Below are 15,531 nucleotides of genomic sequence, written 5' to 3'. Positions count from 1 at the left end.
AGCAACGACGCTCGGAGGACATTATGAGCTCACATCGCACCCTCGTCCGCAACGGCCACATCCTCACGATGGATCCCGCGCTCGGGGATTTCCCGGCCGGGGACGTGCTGATCGAGGACGGCGCGATCGTGGCCGTCGGGCCCTCGCTGCCGGTGACCGACGCCGAGATCCTGGACGCGACCGGGCATCTGGTGCTGCCGGGCCTGATCGACACACACCGGCACACCTGGCAGTCCCTGGTCCGCGGCATCTGCGGTGACTGGACTCTCGCCGACTACTACTTCGGCATCCGGCTCGGCGTGTCACCCGCCTACACCCCGGACGACGTCCGGCTCGGCAACTTCTACGGCGGGATCGACGCGCTGAACGCCGGTGTCACCACGCTGCTGGACTTTTCGCACTGCAACAACACCCCCGACCACTCGGACGGTGCGGTGCGCGGGCTTCAGGAGGCCGGGATCCGCGCGGCGTTCTGCTACGGGTTCTTCGAGAGCTCGCCGGAGGCGAGCCGGTTCGGCGAGCACCAGGCGCGGGTCGCCGACTTCCACCGCATCGCCGACACCTACTTCGCCTCGGACGGCTTGCTCACCCTCGGCGTGTCGCTGTCGGAGATCTTCGGGCTGCCGTGGGAACACACCGTCGCCGAACTCGCCGCGGCCCGGGAGCGCGGGGCGCTGCTGGTCAACCACGCCGGCTGCGTGTTCGGCAGCGTCCTCGCCACCGGGATCACTGAGATGGAGGCCCTCGGGCTGCTCGGACCGGACATGGTCCACGTGCACTGCTGCAGCTTCGGCGACGCCGAGTGGGAGGCGATCGCCCGCACCGGCGGGAAGGTGTCGATCTCGGTGGAGACCGAGCTGAACATGGGTTTCGGCCGTCCCGTCTTCGAGCGCTGCCGCCAGCACGGAGTGCGGCCGACATTGTCCGCCGACGTCATCTCGCTCAACAGCGGCGACCTGTGGCACGAGCTGCGCTACGGCCTCGGCTTCGCCCGCGCGGAGGCCGACCTGCCGGTCAACAGCGCGGGCGCGATGCCCGGCTCCGTGACCTACACGGCGCGGGAGGCGCTGAACTGGAGCACCGTCAACGCCGCGGAGGCCCTCGGACTCGGCGACAAGATCGGGTCGCTGACCCCCGGCAAGCGGGCCGACCTGATGCTGGTCGGCGGCCCCGCGCTCGAGCAGCACCCGCGCGTGGACCCCTACGCGACGCTTGTCTTCCAGACCACGGCGGCCGACGTGCGCACGGTGCTCGTGGACGGCCAGGTCGTCAAGCGCGACGGTGTGCTGGAGGTGGCCGATCTGGCCGCGGTCACCGCGCAGGCCGACGCCGCGGCCGACCGGATCCTCGGCAGGCTCCGCGACGCCGGACGTGCTCTCCCCGGCACCCCGGAGGGGGCGTGGGCCGCGGTCGAGCCGATGGCGCGCGAGTTCCACGAGCAGGCGGTGCGGGAAGCGAAGAACAAGGGAGGACGGCACCTGTGAAATGGGTGACCTACGAGGCCGGCGCCGGTGCGCGCACCGGTGTGCTCGACGGTGATGCGGTTCGCGGGCTTCGCGCCGGCATCGACCTGTTGACGGTCGTCCAGAGCGGCGCGGAGGTGCTGGCCGAGGCGGGGGAGACCGCCCGTCGTGCCCCGGCGGAGGTCCGTCCGCTCGACGATGTCCGGTTGCTCGCGCCGCTGCCGCGCCCGCCGTCGGTGCGCGACGGGTTGTGTTTCCTGGACCACCTGCGCGGCTGTTACCGCGCGCTCGGGCGGAGTGCGGAACTGCACCCGGCCTGGTCCGAGGCGCCGGCGTTCTACTTCGGCAACGCCGCCTCGGTCGTCGGGCCGCACGACGCGGTCCCGGTCGCCCCCGGCTCCCGCATGTTCGACCTGGAGCTCGAGGTGGGTGTGGTGATCGGGCGCGGCGGCCGGGATCTGCACCCGGCGGCCGCGGAGAACCACATCCTGGGGTACACGCTGTTCAACGACTGGACCGCCCGTGATCACCAGCTGCATGACCTGGCGACCGGCATCGGCATGGGCAAGAGCAAGGACAGCGCGCTCACGCTCGGGCCCGCGCTGGTCACCGTGGACGAGTTGGCGGAGTACCGCGTGGACGGACGGCTCGCCATCGAGCTGCGGGCCACGGTCAACGACCAGGAGATCACCCGCGGCCGCCTCGACCAGATGGACTGGACGTTCGGCGAGCTGCTCGCCTACGTCTCCCGCGGCGTTGATCTCGCGCCGGGGGACGTGATCGGTTCGGGCACCGTGCCCGGCGGCTGCCTGCTCGAGCACGTCGACACCCCGGACCTGGCCGAATTCACCGGCTGGCTGCGGCCGGGCGACGTCGTGTCCCTGCACGGGCAGGGACTCGGCTCGACCCGGCAGACCGTCGTCGAGGGGACCGGCGTCATTCCGCTGCGGCCGTGCTCGCCGAAAGGACAAGCTTGATGCGCAAACTCATCGACATTTCCGCGCCCCTGCGGGCCGGAATCGCTTCCGACCCTCCCGGGCTCACGCCGGAGATCGAGTACCAGTCGCACGCGCAGACCGCCCAGGATCTCCTGGCGTTCTTTCCCGGCGCGACCGTCGACGACCTGCCCGACGGCGAGGGCTGGGCATCCGAATGGGTGCGGCTGACCACCCACAACGGCACACATCTCGACGCGCCGTACCACTACTCGGCCACCATGAATGGCGGCGAGCGCGCGATGACCATCGACGAGGTTCCCCTGGAGTGGTGCCTGCAACCGGCGGTGAAGCTCGATTTCCGCCATTTCCCCGACGGTTACGTGGCGACCGCGGCCGATGTCGAGGCCGAGCTCAAGCGCATCGGGCACGAGCTCTCGCCCTTGGAGATCGTCGTGGTCAACACGAGCGCCGGTGAGCGCTACGGCCAGGACGACTACGTGTCCTCCGGCTGCGGCATGGGCCGGGACGCGACCCTGTACCTGCTCGAACGCGGCGTGCGTCTCACCGGAACCGACGCGTGGAGCTGGGACGCCCCCTTCGTCCACACCGCCGCCCGGTACGCCGCCGAGCAGGACCCCTCGATCATCTGGGAGGGACACCGGGCGGGCCGGGAAATCGGCTATTGCCACCTCGAGAAACTGCACGACCTCGAAACGTTGCCCGCCACCGGGTTCGAGATCTCGTGCTTCCCGGTCAAGGTGCACGCCGCCTCCGCAGGCTGGACCCGCGCGGTGGCGATCTTCGACTCCTGAGCCGCTCACCCGGTTCGCGGCGCCGGCCGGGATGGACTTCCCGGCACTGCGTCTCTCCGTGGACTACGCGGCGGAGTCGCGCGGATCGTCCGCGGCGAGGTCGGGCAAGGGGCGCCGGCACAGTTCGTGAGCCTCGTCGGCGTCAAGGCCCAACATGCGCAGGAGATCCTCGGCGACCTGGTCGGTGGCCGCCGAGGCGTCACGGCCGGGCTGGTCGTGCAGCAGCTGGCCGAGGCACAGCATCGCGCCGGCCACTGTGATCATGGCGAGTTCGGGGTCGCGCACGGTGAACCGGCCGGCTTCGACCGCGGCCTCGATGTCCCGGCGGGCCCGGGGCGCCAGCCCGTGCTCGGAGGTCGCCAGGCGGAGCCCGTTGTTCAGCAGCACCCGGCTCAACTCGGGACGCAGCCGGTGCAGGCGGCCGCTCAGCCGGAAGCTCTGCGCGAACACCAGCGCCGGGTCGTCCAGATCCGCGGTCAGCTCGTCCAGCAGGGCGCCGAAACGGTCCAGCGCGTCCTCCACCGCGGCCTGGAAGAGCTGCTCCTTGCTCTCGAAGTGGTTGTAGAAGGAACCCATCCCGACATCGGCGGCCTGCGTGATCTCCAGGATCGGGACAGTCGTCTTCCCGGCTGCGATGAAGGCTTGGGCGGCCCGGAGCAGCGCGGCACGGGTTCGTGCCTTGCGCCGTGCCAGCCGGTTGCCGGTCGCGTCCGCGGTCATGCCCTCACCTCCCAAGTCGTTCGAGCCCACCTTAGCGGATCACCTCAGAGATGAGGAAATCGTCAGAACTCCTTGACTGACGGTACCGTCGTAAGTGACGATATCGTCAATCCGATGGGAGAGCTGATGATCGACCACGACGATCCCCACGCCGACCTGCACAGCGAGCAGGGCGCGTTACCCGGCGAACACCCCGGGCGGGCGCCCAATCCGGTCATCAAGGTGCACGACCTGGCCTGGCTGGAGTTCGAGAAACCAGACCTGGCCAAGGCCGAAGTGTTCGCGCACGCCTTCGGGTTCACCACCTCGCTGCGCACCGCGGACGAACTGCAGCTGCGCGGCACCGAACCCGGCGCGCCCTGCGTCCTCGTCCGCCGCGGCCCGCGCTCGCGGTTCACCGGACCGGCGTTCCGGGCCGCCGACCCGGCGGACGTGCTTCGCCTGGCGGACGCGACCGGGCACCAGGTCACCCGCCTGCCGGAGAGCCTCGGCGGGGCCACGGTGGACCTGCACGACCCGAGCGGTGCCCGGGTGCGTGTCGTGTCCGGCACGCACGAGCTTCCGGCGTTGCCCGGCCAGGAGCCGCTGACCTTCAACTTCGGGCACGACATCGCGCGGGTGAACGCCACCCAGCGGCCGCGGCGGGAGCCGGTCAAGGTGCGGCGGCTCGGCCACGTCGTGCTGCAGACCACGAAGTACCGCCACACGCTCGACTGGTACCTCAGTCATCTGGGCATGATCGTGAGCGACTTCCTCTACTACCCCGGGCAGCGCGGGCGGGGCCCGGTGATGAGCTTCATCCGCTGCGACCGCGGTGGCACCCCGACCGACCACCACACCCTCGCGCTGGTGCTCGGACCGGCGAACCGGTACGTGCACTCCGCCTACCAGGTACCCGACCTCGATTCGCTCGCCGCCGGTGGCGAGTACCTGCTCGAGCGGGGCTACCGGCGGTCGTGGGGCATCGGCAGGCACATCCAGGGCAGCCAGCTCTTCGACTACTGGCGCGACCCCGACGGATTCCTCGTCGAGCACTTCAGCGACGGCGACATGTTCGACTGTTCGCTCGAGCCCGGCTGGGCGCCGATGACCGCGTCGGGACTGGCCCAGTGGGGCCCGCCCGCCACCAAGGACTTCCTCGGCGTCAAACCCGGCCGGGAGGCGTTCGGCGAGCTGCGCGCCATCATCGGCGCGCTGCGCGAGGACAACGAATTCGACTTCGACCGCCTTCGCGGCCTGCTGAAAGTAGCTGTGTCATGAGCATTTCCGTCCTCCGTACCGCCGACGCCTGGTGGGTGGCCACCCCGGCCGGGGCCGCCAAGGTCACCACCCGCGCCACGACCACCGCACAACTACTGGCCGACCGCAATGCCCTCGACGCCGCCCTGGCCGGCGGGCGCACGGTCGCCGTGGAGAGCCTCGAGCTCGTCTCGCCGGTCACCGCCCCGTGCCGGGTGGTCGCGCAGATGACCAACTTCGCCTCGCACGTCAAGGACACCGGCGGGAACCCGGACACCGTGCCGCTGACCTTCTTCCGCAAGTCGTCCGGCTCGATCAGCGGCCCGCACGACGACGTGGTGCGCCCCGCCCACGTGCGGCTCCTGGACTACGAAGTCGAGATCGGCCTGGTCATCGGCGCGGAGATCCCGGTCGGCACGGAGATCGGCGACGACGTCGCCGGATACGTCGCCGGCCTCGTGGTGACCAACGACATTTCCGCGCGCGACATCCAGCTGCCCCAGACCCAGTTCTACGAAGCCAAGTCCTACCCGACGTTCACCCCGACCGGGCCCGCGCTGGTCCTGCTCGACGCCGACGAGCTCAAGCGGTTCACCGACCTCCGGCTGAAACTGAGCGTCAACGGCGAAACCCGCCAGGACCAGACGGTCGCCGACATGATCTACCAGCCCGCGGAAACCCTCCGGGCCCTTGCCCGCTTCCAACGGCTCGACCCGGGGGATCTCGTCCTGACCGGCACCCCAGTCGGCACGGCGTTGTCCGCCCCGCCGAAGCCGGTGGAGATCGTCGGCTCCCTGCTGCCACCGGCGCTGAAGTGGAGGCTGTTCTTCCGTGGCCAGGAACGCAATCCCCGGTACCTGAAGGACGGCGACGTCATCGAGGCCGCAGTGGCCACCGACGACGGCGCGATCGACCTGGGCATCCAGCGCACGGTGGTGAGGCACGCCCGATGACTGGGAACCTGCTGTGGCCGGAGTACTCCGCCCCTGCCGACATCGCCGCGATCGAAGCCGTGCCGCTGGCGGCACGCGGCCTTCCCGCGTCCACCTACGCCCTGCTGGTCCGGGCCGCCACCACCTGGCCGGGCCGCACCGCCACCACCGTGCTGCCGGAAGCCGCGCGCTGGCGCGAACCCGAGCAGCGCACCTTCGCCGGACTGCTCGGCGACGTCCACCGGTACGCGAACCTCCTGCACGAAATCGGTGTTCGCCGTCGGAACGCGGTCGCGTTGATCTCGCCCAACACCGCCGACCTGGTGCCCGCCACCCTGGCCGCGCAGCTCGCCGGGATCGCGGCGCCCCTCAACGGTGGCCTTTCGCGCGAGCACCTCGCCCAGCTGCTGCGTCGTTCGGGTGCGCGGGTCATCGTCACCGCCGGCCCGGAGCTGTCCGTGGCCACCTGGGAGACCGCGCACGCTCTCGCCCAGGACGGGCAGGTCGACGCCCTCCTCGTCCTGCGGCCCACCGGCGCCACCGGACCGGCTCCGGACCTGCCGAACCTGCCGGGGGTCCGCGTCGGCTACCTCGCCGAGCTGGCGGCCGGGCAGGACTCGTCGGCATTCCTCGGTGAACCGCCCCGCGCGGAGGACCTGGCCGCGCTCTTCCCGACCGGGGGCACCACCGGCGCGCCGAAGCTCGCCGCGCACCCGCATGCCGTCGAGGTCGCCGACGCCTGGATGCTGGCCGCCAACTCGCTCCTCGAAGACCACGACACCCTCTTCGCCGCGCTGCCGCTGTTCCACGTCAACGCGCTGGTGGTCACCCTGCTCGCGCCGTTGTTCAAGGGGCAGACCGTGGTCTGGGCCGGGCCGCTCGGCTATCGCGACCTCCCGCTCTACGGCGAGTTCTGGAAGATCGTCGAGCACCACCGGATCTCCACGATGAGCGCGGTCCCCACCGTGTACGCGGTGCTCGCGCAGTGCCCGGTCGACGCGGACATCAGCAGCTTGCGCTTCGCCATGGTCGGGGCCGCTCCGCTGCCGGCCGCCGTCCGCGAGCGCTTCGAGGCCCACACCGGCGTCACGCTCGTCGAAGGCTACGGCCTGACCGAAGCGACCTGTGCCAGCGCGCGCAGCTTCCCCGACGTGCCCCGGCCCGGCTCGGTCGGTCAGCGGTTGCCCTACCAGCGGATGAAAACCATCCGCGTGCGCGAGGACGGCACCTGGGAAGACCTCCAACCCGGCCACACGGGCGTGCTCGCGATCAGCGGCCCCACAGTCTTCTCCGGCTACGTCACCGGCCAGGACGAGCACGGCCACGTCCTCGACGGCCTCGGCAAGCTCGTCGACGGCTGGCTGGACACCGGCGACCTCGCGCGCCTCGACGCCGACGGGTTCGTCTACCTCGCCGGCCGCGCCAAGGACCTCATCATCCGCGGTGGACACAACATCGACCCCGCGCTCATCGAGGACAGCCTGCTCACCCACCCCGCGGTCACCGCCGCCGGCGCGGTGGGCCGGCCGGACCCCCACGCCGGTGAGGTCCCCGTCGCCTACGTGACCCTCGCTGCCGGTTCCGCGGTCAGCGAGCAGGAACTGTGCGACTGGGCACGCCACCAGGTTCCCGAGACCGCGGCGGCGCCGAAGACCGTCACAGTGCTCGACGCCCTGCCGCTCACCGACCTCGGCAAGCCGTACAAGCCCGCCCTGCGCGCCGACGCCACGCGGCGCGAGCTCACCGAGGCCCTGGCCGGCCTGCCCGGCGTGCTCGACGTCGACGCCGAGGTCGACGACGGCTCGGTCATCGTGGTGGTGCGGACCTCCGGCGACGCCGACGAGCCGGCGGTCAAGGCGGTCCTCGACCGCTACGCGATCCGCTGGCGCCTGGCAGGTGCCTCGTGACCGAAGTGCCCGTGGTGATCATCGGCGCGGGCCCGACCGGCCTCACCGCCGCCACCCTGCTGGCCCAGTACGGCGTCGAGTCCCTGGTCCTCGACCGGTGGGAAACGATCTATCCCCAGCCTCGCGCCGTCCACCTCGACGACGAGGTCTGCCGCATCCTCGGCCGGCTCGGCCTCGCCGCGGAGTTCTCGGCGATCTCCTGGCGCTGCAACGGGTTGCGGCTCCTGGACCGGGACATGCGGGTGCTCGCGGAGTTCCGGCGCGACGCGGCGCACGGCAGGCACGGCTACCCCGAGGCCAGCATGTTCGACCAACCCGAGCTGGAGGCGCTTCTGCGCTCGGGTCTCAAACGGCACAGCGTGGTCACGATGCGCGGCGGCGCCGAGGTCACCGCACTGGCCCCGGAGGTCGGCGGTGTGCGGGTCGCGTTCACCGATCCGGCCGGCCGGCCGGACTCGGTGCTCGCGCGGTACGTGCTCGGCTGCGACGGAGCGAACAGCTTGACCCGGACCTCGATCGGTGCCGTCATGCGCGATCTCGGGTTGACCCAGCGTTGGCTCGTCGTCGACATCCGCACCGACGCCGAACTCGGCGCCTGGGAAGGGGTGCACCAGGTCTGCGACCCGGCCCGCGCCGCCACCTACATGCGCGTGGGGGAGAACCGCTACCGCTGGGAATTCCAGCTGACCGACGGCGAAACGGCGGACACCTACCGCGAACCGGCCGCGCTGCTCCCGCTGATCAAGCCGTGGACCGGGGAGACACCGGCCGACCAGCTCGAGATCGTCCGGGTCGCCGAATACACCTTCCGCGCCCAGGTCGCCGACCGCTGGCGCGATCGGCGGGTCTTCCTCCTCGGCGACGCCGCCCACCTCACCCCGCCGTTCATCGGCCAGGGCATGGGCGCCGGGATGCGCGACGCGATGAACCTCGCGTGGAAGCTCGCCGGCGTGCTCGACGGGACGCTCGCCGAAACCGTCCTCGGCAGCTACGAGGCGGAGCGCAAACCCCACGCCACCACCATGATCCGGATCGCCAAGCTGATGGGCACCGTCATGACCGAAGGCGGCGAATTCGGCGACCTCCTCCGCCGTGTCGCCGCGCCCCGCCTGCACCACGTGCCCGGCCTGCGCAAGCGCGTGCTCGACACCGAAACCCCCGCCCTGCGCCGCTCCGCCCTGGTGGCGCGCCCGCCCCTGTGGGATCCCCTGGCCGGCAGGCAATGCCCCAACGCACCGGTCGACGGCGACCGGCGCCTTGACGACGTGACGGCCGGCCGGTTCGCCGTCATCAGCGTCGCTGAGCCGTCGCCCGCGCAACGCGCGGACATCGAACAACGCGGAGCTGTGCTCGTGGTGGCCCGGTCGGGGACCTCCTTGCACCGCTGGCTGCGCCGCGGCTTCGCCCGCGCTGCCGTCGTCCGTCCCGATGGGACAGTCCACAGCGCCGGGCGCGACCTGGCCGCCCTCTGCGCGGCGATACCTCCCTACCGCGCGGTCCCGTCGGTGTCCTGAGCGGACCGGAGTGGGCGAACCAATCACCACCCCGGGCCGCGGGCAACTCGGGAAGGCTGTGGATCGTCACGCGGTAGACAGTCCCGAGGCTGGGGTCGTTGTTCCGAGGCCGATGTCGTTGCTCTGGCCCCCATCGGAAATGTTGCGTTGCGCTCGCCGGTAGGCACGCCGCAACACCGGTTCCGCGGTAACCGAGACCTCGGCATAGCGGGCGGTGAGATCGCCCAGCACGTTCCTGGCTTCGTCGAACGACAACACGGCAAGGTCGATGAGCAGGAGTTGCCGCGCCCCGGTTTGGAGGTCACGGTAGGCATTTCCGGCATTGGCCGCGCGATCCGATCGCCGGTCGGCGCCAAGGGTGGTCAGAGCCGCGGCCAGGGCGGCGCCGAGCAGGGTGATGACGCCGGCGAGCACGCGCAGCTGCGCGGAGGCGAGCACCGTCGTGCCGCCGGCCGCCGACAGCACGGCGGCCGGAATTCCGAGGCGAATCGTCAGGGCCCGCCAGATCTTGGCTTGTTCGAACTGGGATTGCGCCGCGTAGCGTGCGTTTTCCTCCAATCGAGCGGCTTCTCGGGCGATCTCGCGCGAAGGGGCTGGGATGTCGTCGGGAACGGTGAACACGGCGCCTCCAGCCGGGTCAGAAGATCTGGTTGCGGTGAGCGGCGACTAGGAAACCGTGCCCGGTCTCCTCGTGACGGCAGCTGACGCCGTCCTGTTCCGCGGTGCAGGCGAACCCTGCCGCGGCGATGGTTTGTCCCAGCGCGAGCTTGTCCTGGTCACCCGGTTCGCGGTTCAGGGGATAGAACATGACACCTCCGGAGCAGAGGAAGTCGGCCCGGCCGGTGTCGACGTACATCCCGTAGCCCCAGCCGGGTCCTTCGGCCGGGCAGGATTCCGGGCGCGGCGGAACCGGTTCGGTTTCGCCCTGGCACGCCGCCATCTCGGTGTTGAACCCGCACAAGTAGGCGCCGTCGGTGGACAGGAAGAAGTACTGCGGCTCGTCCAGATAGTCGCTTTTGTGCGCGTAGTCCTTCGCGGACGTGGATTGCCCGGTCCAGCGGGCCTCGCCGGACGGTTCCAGGACGAAGCGGATCGATCCGCCGACCGGTACGGCGTACTTGTTGCCGGTTTCGTCGATGTCCAGGATCGCGGTCAGGCCCAGGACGCCGGCGTCGTGAATCTGCTCCGCCGTGCACGGCGCCGACGCTTCCGTGGTGTCGACGCACGCGGCGGTCGCCAGTCCGGGGAACGTCGCCGACACCTCGTCGACGGCGGGGTGAGTTCGCAGCGCGCGGCCGAGTTGCTCCCGGCCGGACGGCGTGCCCAGCAGTGTCCGGGTGGGCTCGTCGCACTCGGCGCACAGTGCGTTCACCGCGTCGATGTCTCCGCTGTCCAGGGCCGCGCGGAGTTTGCCGGCGAGGTCGAGGAAGGGCTGGGCCACCGGCGCGCCGTGGTCGCTCGTGTGGGTGTCCCCTTCCGGCGATGCTTTGGGCACCGGCCGGCCGGCCGCTTGCTCGGAGACCGTGGTCCAGAACGCGGTGACATTCGCGGCCAGTTCGTGGCTCTGACCGTCGCCGGTGGTGAGGATGAGAGACCCGCGCCGGTCTTCGTCGGTCAGGGCTTGCTGGTCGCCGCCGAGTTCGATGGCGTAGGTGCGTCCCCCTCCGCCGTAGCCGACCGCGAGTGCGCCGTCCCGGAGGTAGGTCCACTCCCCGCCGGACAACGCATAGGTGAGGTAGCGACGGGGATGGGGCACCTGGCATCCGGTGCTCGGCCCGAAGGTGACGATCGTGTCGCCGCCCGCCCAGTTCAGGTCGGTGACGATGCGGTTCTCGGTGAGCACGGCTTCGGTGAGCTTGCCGTCGCCGGGGATCATCCGCTCCGACGCCGGGTTCGGGCGCGCCGTGCCGAGCACGAAGATCCCGGGAACGTTCCAGCAGGCGCCGGAGCTCGGTGATTCGATGGTGGCCACCCGGCTGTCGTCGGGTGCGGTGCTGGCGCCGCCCATGGACACACGCGACGTGCCCTCGATCATGGGCCGGGCCCTGCCGTCGGAGCCGACTGCCAGGAGTGTGCTCTGGCCGCGGTAGTCGGCGATCTCTTCGGGCACCGGCTGGGCGATCACCACTTCCTCACGTCCCCCGGCGACCACAGTGGTGTAGGGCGCGGCAGGTGTGAGGGGAACCAGGGTGGCGCCGGCGCGCGGATCGAACAACAGCAGGGCGCTGCCGTCGGCGCCGGCCGTGGCGAAGCCGGCGCTGAGGCGGGCGAGTCCGGAGCAGGGGCATGGCTGGGGACGGTCGGTGCCAGTGGCGGCTTCCACGATGTGCAGCCGGGTGTCACCGAGCCAGGCGAAGTACTGACCGTCGGCCGACCAGGCCGCCGCCAGCGGTGTGCCGTCCACCGGGACGCTGCCCCAGACGCGGCCGGAGGCGTCCGCGAAGCGGATGTGGGTGCTGTCGGCGAAGGCGACGGTGGCGGGGCCGGGCTCGGCCGACGGGGGTGGGGGCGGCGCCGGGGTTTCGCTGTCGCAGGCGGTGAGCAGGCCGGCGGCGAGCGCGGACACGCCGATCAGGATGCGAGCCGGTGTGGTCATGGGTGTGCCTCCGCGCAGAGGTCGAGGTAGGGGATGGTGTCACCGACGTAGCGGTTCCAATCGGCTTGGGAGAGACCGCCGCCGGCCCACCGGCACACTTGCTTCGTCCAGTCCAGGCCTCCGGTCTTCCACACCCGCAGGCCGCCGGCGTTCTTCAGGCCCCGCTGGGGTGGCAGCGGACTGGCGGCGATCAAGCTGTCGTCCGGTGACCACGCCACTTCGATGATGTCTTCGCCTTCCGCGGTGAACGGCGGCATCGCCAGGGTCTGGGTGTCGACGTCGTAGATGGCGAGCTGATCGCCCTGCGGCACGGCGAGCAGGGTTCCGGCTCCGTTCATCGCGATCTCCCAGTACTGCGCGCCGTTGTTGGGGACTCGCCACGGCTCACCCGCCGGTGTCAGGTCCGGGTTCCGCAGCTGGACTTCGCCGTCCCTGCTCATGCTCACCACGCGAGAGCCGTCCCTGTCGGCCGCCAAGCGGAACGCGCCGGGCGCCGGCACCCGGTGAAGCTGCTGCCGGGTGGTGAGGTCGAACTGGACGATCTCGGCGGCGGCGTCCTCACCCTCGACGAAGATGCCGAGGTTGCCGCGCACGAGCATGCGGGGATTGCCGGGTTTCAGGTCCAGTGTGCCGAGCTGTGACCAGTCCCGTGTGGACCAGATGCCGACCTGACCGGAGACGTGCCGCGCGACGAGCAACGAGCCGTCGCCGCTGAATTCGACGTTGGCGATGATGCGTTGTTCGGGGCGGAGGTCGCCCTCGTCGGGTGGCGGGAGCTGGAGTGGCCGCGGATTGGTGTGGTCGCTGGTCTTCCAGACGAGAACGCCGCCGCGGCCGTACACCTGGCCGGCGGTGGCGACGAGACCGGGCGTCGACGCGGTGGCGTTGGCGTAGAACAGGACGGGCTCGTCGTCGCCGTAGGTCCAGCGTGGGAGGCGGGCGGCCCCGTCGGACTCGTCGACGGGGTTCGCCGGATCGATCAGCACCGGGCCGTAGGTGTTCGTGCCCCGTGCGCCCGCGCGGACTTCGGCCGCGAGGATCTTGTTGTCGGCCGTGAAGGTGATCGCGGTGGTGCGGGAGTTCTGGCCGAGGGCGAGCTCACCCGACGAGTCGGCGATCACGGAGATGCGGCCGGCCGGGCCGCCTGCGACGAGGTCGCGGTCGCTGATGGCGGCGACGGTGGCGGCGCCGCCGCTGAGGGTGGCGAGGCCGTCCGGCATGGCCCACCCGTCCACAGCCAGGGGGACCAGGGCGGTGCCGGTGTCACCACTGATGAGGAGGTGCCCGTGGGCATCGGCCAGCACACGCGGGGCGAAACCGAAGCCGCCGGCCGGGTTGGTCAGGAGGCGGTGCTCGCCGCGCTGCCACACCGCGACGCCTTGTGCGGTGGCGACGGCGACCATGCCGGCGTCGGCGGCCACGAGCGTCGCATCACCGGTGAGTTCGTCGGCACGCACCTCCCGGTGGGCGTCCTTGCCACCGAGTCGTGCGGACACGACGGTGTTGTCCGTCAGCACGAGCACGACTTCATCGGCGTCCGCGGCGGTCTGGGTGCCGACGATGTCGGCGGCGACCACCTTGTCCGTCGGCAGGGGCTGGGTGAACGTGAGCGGTGCGAGGACGTCCTGCCATGGTCGGCACATCGTCTCGGATCGGGTCACCACGTCGTAGCGGGAGACGGCGCCGTCCTTCCACACCACGTCGAGCGTGGTGTCGTCGTGGGTGAAATCGAAGGCGACCACCGAGTCGCTCGTGGTGCACGCCGCGTCCGGCAGGAGACCGAGTTCGGCCGGGGCGCCGGGGCCGATGTCGAACAACGCCACGCCGTCGTAGGTGGCGGCCGCGGCCATCGCCTGCTCCTGTGCCGCGACGAGCTGGTAGGCGTAGCGGGGGAGGGTTCCGGTGAGGCGGCCGGTCGTCAGGTCCCACACCTTGGTCGTGTTCTCGGTGCCCGAGGTCACGATGCGGTGCTGGGTCGAATTCACCGCGACGCTGTCCACTCGGGCCGGGTCGGCTTGCCAGGTGCGGACGACGTTGCGGTTGGCTTGCAGGACGTCGCGCAGGGCGTCCACGGCTCGGCTGTTGGCCGGGTCGATCCGGTGCGCGGCGAGGCCCAGCCTGGCGGACAGGGACGGATCCGTCTCCCGCAAGGTGATCGCTCGGGCCGCGAGATCGGCGGCGACCGCGCGGCGCTGTTCGTCGCCGCGCCGGGAATCGGCGATGCGGTACAGCCCGAAAGCGCCGAACACGATCAGGAGCAAGGCGACGACGGCGATCGTGAGCAGGCGGCGCCGGTCGACGGCGCGGCCGGTTCGTGCGGCCTGCTTCCAGGTGTCGACGAAGGCCAGCTCGGCACCATGGCCGTAGCGGGCATTGGCGCGTTCGGCCTCCACCCGGTTCTTTCGGGGGAGGATGACGCGGGTCTGTTCGTCGATCGCGGCGAGCTTCGCCTCGTAGCCGGACACCGGAGCGGCCGCATCGGGGTTGTCCGGGTCGAGCTGTCCGACGATCGCGGTCCTGGGCCGCAGCCGGCGGACGGTCAGGACCCCGAGGAACCCACGTCCGAGCCTGCGTGTCTCGTCCAGGAGCACCGCGAAGGCGAGACTGAGCGACCGGTTGGTGACGCGGATGACGGGACCGGCCCGGTCGCTCAACGACCACAGCAGGGTGTGCCCGGCGTGACCGCCCGCGGCCGACCACGCTTCGCGCAGCGCGGAATGGAACTCCTCGTCGGCCGAGGACAGGGCCATCACCGAGGGATCAGGGACCAGGCCTGCGGGAAAGCCGGGCAGGCGCGCGATGGTCAGGACGGCGCGCTGTCCGGTGTCACCGAGATCGAGCAGGACCGTGGTGCTCGGTCCGCGCCGGACCGGTCCCTTCCCGGTGGCGGGATGCAGCCATCCGTCCAGGTCGAGCATCCAGACGAGGGTCAGCAGATCGAGATCGCCCCGTTCGGCCAGGCCACGGATGGTCTCCGCGTGCCTGCTGGTGACGGTGGCAGGGAGCTCCGTGATCGGTGCCGCGGGGACCTCGAGCCCGCAACAGCTGATCCACCGGCGGAAAACCTCCAGGTGGTCCGCGTCGCCCTCGACGAGGACCAGGCCCAGGGCGGCGAGGGCGCGTGCGGCGTGGACCGTTCCGTGGGCCCGCGGCTCGAAGGGCGCGCCGGCGAGCGCCTTCGCCCGGAAGAAGGCCGGGGGCGGTGCTTGGTCGTTGAGAATCGTGTGCGCGGCTCGTTTTTCGTAGCACAACGCCCGGAGTGCGGCGGCGTCGTCGCGTGCCACGCCCGCCCGGATGGCGTTCACCAGGACGTTCCGGTGGTCGTAGAGTTGCGATCCCGCTCGCTCGATGTCTTCCGTGGAGACGGATGCGGCCACCAGCGCGTCGATGGTCAGGTCGATGGCGGTCAT

11 protein-coding genes are annotated in these 15,531 nt (G+C 71.1%); 7 read left to right on the top strand and 4 right to left on the bottom strand.

Annotated elements, in window-relative coordinates:
* Positions 1-23 precede the first annotated feature (23 nt).
* Genes L2C96_RS15800 through L2C96_RS15790 form a run of 3 tightly spaced genes read left to right on the top strand, consistent with a single transcriptional unit; the run spans position 24 to position 3,213 of the window.
* On the top strand, positions 24-1,484 hold the full coding sequence (locus tag L2C96_RS15800; RefSeq protein ID WP_237336710.1) for an amidohydrolase family protein: 1,461 nt from the start codon (positions 24-26) through the stop codon (positions 1,482-1,484).
* Positions 1,481-2,440 carry a fumarylacetoacetate hydrolase family protein gene (locus L2C96_RS15795; protein ID WP_237336709.1) on the top strand — a complete coding sequence of 320 codons (960 nt, stop codon included), beginning with the start codon at positions 1,481-1,483 and terminating at the stop codon, positions 2,438-2,440. Before L2C96_RS15800 ends, L2C96_RS15795 begins: the two co-directional genes overlap by 4 nt.
* On the top strand, positions 2,440-3,213 hold the full coding sequence (locus L2C96_RS15790; protein ID WP_237336708.1) for a cyclase family protein: 774 nt from the start codon (positions 2,440-2,442) through the stop codon (positions 3,211-3,213). The genes L2C96_RS15795 and L2C96_RS15790 overlap by 1 nt, the downstream gene beginning before the upstream one ends.
* A gap of 63 nt (positions 3,214-3,276) precedes the next feature.
* Here the strand turns inward: L2C96_RS15790 and L2C96_RS15785 are convergent, their stop codons facing one another.
* Entirely contained in the window at positions 3,277-3,933 is a 657-nt protein-coding gene (locus L2C96_RS15785; RefSeq protein WP_237336707.1) for a TetR/AcrR family transcriptional regulator, read from the bottom strand.
* A gap of 114 nt (positions 3,934-4,047) precedes the next feature.
* On the opposite strand from L2C96_RS15785, the gene L2C96_RS15780 reads away from it, so the two are divergent.
* Genes L2C96_RS15780 through mhpA form a run of 4 tightly spaced genes read left to right on the top strand, consistent with a single transcriptional unit; the run spans position 4,048 to position 9,525 of the window.
* On the top strand, positions 4,048-5,193 hold the full coding sequence (locus L2C96_RS15780) for a VOC family protein (protein WP_237336706.1): 1,146 nt from the start codon (positions 4,048-4,050) through the stop codon (positions 5,191-5,193).
* Positions 5,190-6,125, top strand: a complete 936-nt coding sequence (locus L2C96_RS15775; RefSeq protein WP_237336705.1) for a fumarylacetoacetate hydrolase family protein — start codon at positions 5,190-5,192, stop codon at positions 6,123-6,125. The genes L2C96_RS15780 and L2C96_RS15775 overlap by 4 nt, the downstream gene beginning before the upstream one ends.
* On the top strand, positions 6,122-8,011 hold the full coding sequence (locus L2C96_RS15770) for an acyl-CoA synthetase (RefSeq protein ID WP_237336704.1): 1,890 nt from the start codon (positions 6,122-6,124) through the stop codon (positions 8,009-8,011). The genes L2C96_RS15775 and L2C96_RS15770 overlap by 4 nt, the downstream gene beginning before the upstream one ends.
* The gene (gene mhpA, locus L2C96_RS15765; RefSeq protein ID WP_237336703.1) at positions 8,008-9,525 is read left to right on the top strand and encodes a bifunctional 3-(3-hydroxy-phenyl)propionate/3-hydroxycinnamic acid hydroxylase MhpA; all 1,518 of its coding nucleotides are present in this window, start codon (positions 8,008-8,010) and stop codon (positions 9,523-9,525) included. The genes L2C96_RS15770 and mhpA overlap by 4 nt, the downstream gene beginning before the upstream one ends.
* Before the next feature lie 66 nt (positions 9,526-9,591).
* Here the strand turns inward: mhpA and L2C96_RS15760 are convergent, their stop codons facing one another.
* The 3 genes from L2C96_RS15760 to L2C96_RS15750 are packed head-to-tail and all read right to left on the bottom strand — an operon-like array spanning position 9,592 to position 15,531.
* A complete protein-coding gene (locus tag L2C96_RS15760; RefSeq protein ID WP_237336702.1) occupies positions 9,592-10,146 on the bottom strand; it encodes an SLATT domain-containing protein in 555 nt (184 codons plus the stop codon).
* Between the two features lie 16 nt (positions 10,147-10,162).
* Entirely contained in the window at positions 10,163-12,121 is a 1,959-nt protein-coding gene (locus L2C96_RS15755) for a hypothetical protein (RefSeq protein ID WP_237336701.1), read from the bottom strand.
* Positions 12,118-15,531 carry a WD40 repeat domain-containing protein gene (locus tag L2C96_RS15750; RefSeq protein WP_237336700.1) on the bottom strand — a complete coding sequence of 1,138 codons (3,414 nt, stop codon included), beginning with the start codon at positions 15,529-15,531 and terminating at the stop codon, positions 12,118-12,120. The genes L2C96_RS15755 and L2C96_RS15750 overlap by 4 nt, the downstream gene beginning before the upstream one ends.

It is taken from the genome of Amycolatopsis tucumanensis (assembly GCF_021654135.1).
In the GTDB taxonomy this organism is placed as follows: Bacteria; Actinomycetota; Actinomycetes; order Mycobacteriales; family Pseudonocardiaceae; genus Amycolatopsis_E; species Amycolatopsis_E tucumanensis.
Note: the sequence above shows the minus strand (reverse complement) of the source record. Positions and strands in the feature narration are given on the sequence as shown.

Excerpts from the sequence above, each read along its gene's own strand:
- L2C96_RS15775 (WP_237336705.1), top strand. The coding sequence starts at position 5,190 with ATGAGCATTTCCGTCCTCCGTACCGCCGACGCCTGGTGGGTGGCCACC.
- L2C96_RS15785 (WP_237336707.1), bottom strand. The coding sequence starts at position 3,933 with ATGACCGCGGACGCGACCGGCAACCGGCTGGCACGGCGCAAGGCACGA.
- L2C96_RS15790 (WP_237336708.1), top strand. The coding sequence starts at position 2,440 with ATGCGCAAACTCATCGACATTTCCGCGCCCCTGCGGGCCGGAATCGCT.
- L2C96_RS15800 (WP_237336710.1), top strand. The coding sequence starts at position 24 with ATGAGCTCACATCGCACCCTCGTCCGCAACGGCCACATCCTCACGATG.
- L2C96_RS15780 (WP_237336706.1), top strand. The coding sequence starts at position 4,048 with ATGGGAGAGCTGATGATCGACCACGACGATCCCCACGCCGACCTGCAC.
- L2C96_RS15755 (WP_237336701.1), bottom strand. The coding sequence starts at position 12,121 with ATGACCACACCGGCTCGCATCCTGATCGGCGTGTCCGCGCTCGCCGCC.
- L2C96_RS15770 (WP_237336704.1), top strand. The coding sequence starts at position 6,122 with ATGACTGGGAACCTGCTGTGGCCGGAGTACTCCGCCCCTGCCGACATC.
- L2C96_RS15750 (WP_237336700.1), bottom strand. The coding sequence starts at position 15,531 with ATGACCGCCATCGACCTGACCATCGACGCGCTGGTGGCCGCATCCGTC.